At 69.3% G+C, this 3,197-nt stretch carries 2 protein-coding genes and 1 pseudogene; 2 read left to right on the forward strand and 1 reads right to left on the reverse strand.

Going from position 1 to position 3,197, the window contains the following annotated elements; all coding sequences use genetic code 11:
- Positions 1-115 precede the first annotated feature (115 nt).
- Positions 116-874: pseudogene (locus tag MBTS_RS22700) on the forward strand (glycogen debranching protein GlgX); the annotation flags it as partial.
- A gap of 36 nt (positions 875-910) precedes the next feature.
- On the opposite strand, the gene MBTS_RS22705 reads toward MBTS_RS22700, so the two are convergent.
- Positions 911-1,192: a hypothetical protein gene (locus MBTS_RS22705; RefSeq protein WP_056149907.1), complete on the reverse strand. Its 282-nt coding sequence runs from the start codon at positions 1,190-1,192 to the stop codon at positions 911-913.
- Between the two features lie 372 nt (positions 1,193-1,564).
- On the opposite strand from MBTS_RS22705, the gene MBTS_RS22710 reads away from it, so the two are divergent.
- On the forward strand, positions 1,565-3,197 hold a 1,633-nt coding region (locus MBTS_RS22710; protein WP_425324822.1), incomplete at its 3' end, for a sensor histidine kinase.

The raw sequence follows: 3,197 nt of genomic DNA on the forward strand, positions 1-3,197 counted from the left end.
GAGGTTGGGGCCTGGGCCGTCGCGGTTGCCCTCACCGTTGGCGTGATTGTGCTTGTCCTCGTAGGCCACGACGTCGGCCAGGGGGTAGCCGTCATGGCTCGCCACGTAGTTGATGCTGGCGAGCCATGACGGCTACACCCTGGCCGACGTCGTGGCCTACGAGGACAAGCACAATCACGCCAACGGTGAGGACAACCGCGACGGCCACGGCCACAACCTCTCGCGCAATTACGGTGTCGAGGGCCAGACGGAGGATCCGGCGATCCTGGCCGTGCGGGCGCGGCAGAAGCGCAATCTCCTGGCGACGACCTTCCTGGCCCAGGGCGTGCCGATGCTTCTGGCCGGGGACGAGCGGTCGCGCAGCCAGAACGGCAACAACAACGCCTATGCGCAGGACAACGCGGTCAACTGGCTCGATTGGGAGACCGATCCCGACCCCGGCCTCACGGCTTTCGTCGCCAACCTCACGGCCTTGCGCCGCGACCAGCCGGCCCTGCGCCGCCTGACCTTCCTCACCGGCGCCGTCATCGGGGACGGGCCGCTGCGCGACGTCCACTGGCTCTCGCCCTGCGGCGCGGAGATGGACGACGAGGCCTGGGGCGATGGTCACCGGCAGGCCTTCGGCATGCAGATCGGCAACGACCTTCCGAGCGCGGACCGCCTGCTGATCCTCATCAACGCCGCCGACGAGGCGATCGATTTCACGCTGGCCCCGGTCATCGGCGGGCCGTGGATGGTCGTCTTCGACACCACCCGGCCGACGGGCATGGTCCAGGCCGGACAGGCGCTGTTTCCCCCCAACGCGCGCCTGCGCCTCGATCCCCGTTCGCTCTACGTCCTGCGCGCGCGACAGGCGGCGTCCTACGAGATCTGACGGACGGGGCGGTCGGTTCGGGCGCCCGCGCCCCGATCAGCGCTCGTCCACGCCGCGCCAGGCCGGGCGGCGATCGGCCTCCGCCAGCGTGTCGCGCGACGCGCTCGCGACGGACCCCGCCACCTTCTGGACCAAAGCGTCGGCGCCCTGGCGCAGTGCTTTCTCGCGGACATCGCTCGGCAGGGCGTCCCAGGCAAGAGAGGCGGCGTTCTCCACGGACGGCGCCGTCGGGCGCGCCGCGAGCCCCGGATCGTCGCGATGGGCGGCCAGGTAGGAGAGGATGCCGATCGCCAGGCAGGCGCGAATGAGGAACGACATGGAAGTCCCGGGTTGGTTCGGTGCCGGCCGTGAGCGGCCCGTTGTGACCGAGCCTCGGCGCAGAACGTAAAGCGCCTCTCACGCACGCCCTGAAATCGAGAACCATGGTGAACGCGGCTTTGCCGCCATGCCCCTGCGAACCGGCATGTCGTGCCCGGCCCTGTGGATAGCGGGAGATGTGCCCCGAAAGGGGCCGTCCACCGAATAGGCGTGGTTACGGACCGGAAAGCATCCGCGAACAATCGGTCGGGTCTGCGCAACACTCGCTTAAGTCCGGTCTGCGAGGTTTGGCCTCAGTCGAGTTCAAGTCGAACCCGAGTCAAAGTCCAGCAAGGGGCGACGAAGCGGCCGTCGAGGCACTTCGCGCTGTGCGTGTGCGTATTGCGTATCTACAGCGGCCTGGCTTCCATGATCGATCTCCGGCTCGCCGGGCTCGTCCACGAGTCGGTGGTCGAAGACGATGCCGTGCGGTTCCGGCACGAGCGGTTCCTGGTATCGCGCCTCGCGACCGGGATCGTGATGATGGCCGCCCTGCCGCCTTACCTGCTCTGGCGGGGCGTCCCCACCGGCCTCGAAGTCCTCGCCATCGCCAGCCTGATGCTGCCGGTCTTCGCCGCCGTGTTCCTGTCGCGGACCGGAATCCTGTGGGTCGCCCATGCGATCTCGTCGGCCGGTCTCACCGGCCTCGTGGTCTGCCTCGCCCTGATGTCGGGCGGCGTGAACTCCGCCGCCGCGATCTGGCTGGTGGCGATCCCGCTGGAGGCGGTCGTGTCCGGTTCGCGCCGGGCGACGCTGGCCGCCGCCATCGTGGCGATGATCGGCGCTCTCGTCGTGGCGTTCCTGCCGCACGGCGCCATTTCGCTGCCTCTCCTCGACCTGTCCCGTTCCCTGGCGATGCCGGTCTTCGCCATCACGGCCATCGGTCACGTGGCCGCCCAGGCCATGGAGCATCTGCGCCACGAAGGCCGCTGGCTCGCCCGGATGCGCGACAACGAGATGCGCGACCGCATGCTGCTCTCGGCCATCGACGACCTCGTCACCTGGCACGACCGGAACGGTCGCGTCATCGAAGCCAGCGCCTCGTCGTCGCGCTTCGTCGGCGTCGAGTCCGTTCGCCTGCGCGGACACGGGCTCCTCGACCGGGTCCATGTGGGAGACCGTCCGGCCCTTCTGCAGACGATCAGCGACGTCGCTGCCGGCGGAAAGCCGGCCACCGTCCAGTTCCGCCTGCATCTCGACCCGGCGGCCCTGCGCGCCGAAGGTGAGCCGCGGGTGATCTTCGCCGAGATGCGGGCCCACCGCATCGCCGGCACCCAATCGGGGGTCGAGGGGTCGAGTGTCGTCGCCGTGACCCGCGACGTCAGCGAGCATCGTCGCCATGCGGAGGAGCTTGAGCACGCCCGCGCCGAGGCCGAGCGCGCCGACGACCTGAAGAGCCGCTTCCTCGCCACCGTCAGCCACGAGCTGCGCACGCCGCTCAACGCCATCATCGGCTTCTCGGAAGTCCTCGCCGGCCAGAGCTCCATGACCCTCGGCCCCGAGCGCAGCCGCGAATATGCCGAGATCATCGGCAGCTCCGGGCGCCATCTCCTCGACGTGGTCAACGCGCTCCTCGACATGTCGCGGATCCAGAGCGGCAATTTCGATTACGTTCCCGAGACGATGAATGTCGGATCCCTGGTGCGGACCTGCTGCGACCTGATGCAGCTGCGGGCCGATCAGGGCGGGATCACCCTGGTGCGCGGCACCGACGCTGCGGGCATCGAGATCATGGCGGATGCACGCGCCTGCCGGCAGGTGCTCATCAACCTCCTGTCCAACGCGGTGAAATTCACCGCGCCGGGCGGGCGGGTCGAGGTCTCCGTGCGGCGAAGCGCGTCGCATCTCGACATCGTGGTGGCGGATACGGGGATCGGCATCGGCGCCGACGACCTGCCCCGCATCGGCGCCCCGTTCTTCCAGGCGGGCGGCGGATACGACCGGACCCATGAGGGAACCGGGCTCG

The sequence above is a fragment of the Methylobacterium bullatum genome, from assembly GCF_014845095.1.
GTDB classification, from domain to species: Bacteria; Pseudomonadota; Alphaproteobacteria; order Rhizobiales; family Beijerinckiaceae; genus Methylobacterium; species Methylobacterium bullatum.

What these genes read in the sequence shown, in the direction of transcription:
- MBTS_RS22705 (WP_056149907.1), bottom strand. Translation starts at nt 1,192, where the DNA reads ATGTCGTTCCTCATTCGCGCCTGCCTGGCGATCGGCATCCTCTCCTAC.